1 protein-coding gene is annotated in these 318 nt (G+C 51.9%); it reads left to right on the top strand.

What is annotated here, in order from left to right:
• Window positions 1-318: hypothetical protein (locus HMPREF3277_RS06745; RefSeq protein WP_168168252.1), on the top strand; the 318-nt coding region annotated here is incomplete at both ends.

Here is a 318-nt window from a genome sequence, read left to right as displayed (position 1 = left end):
CACTGACTACTGCCGGTCTGAACAACGGCGGCAACAAGATTGCCAAAGTAGCCAAAGGTACGGATGCCACCGACGGAGTGAACGTCAGCCAGCTGAGCCCGATTGCCAAAGCGTTGAATACCAGCATTGATCCGGTAACCGGAGATGTTGCAGCACCTGCCTTTACCGTAACCAAAGCGGACGGTACGAAACATGAAGCCGTAGGCACCGTTCAAGACGCATTGAACAAAGTAGGCGAAGAAGTCAGCAAAGGTCTGAAGATTGCTGCCGACAACGGCAATGAAGACAAAGTCAACTTGGGCGAAACCGTTACCTATA

It is taken from the genome of Neisseria sp. HMSC70E02, assembly GCF_001838645.1.
GTDB lineage: Bacteria > Pseudomonadota > Gammaproteobacteria > Burkholderiales > Neisseriaceae > Neisseria > Neisseria macacae.
Note: the sequence above shows the minus strand (reverse complement) of the source record. Positions and strands in the feature narration are given on the sequence as shown.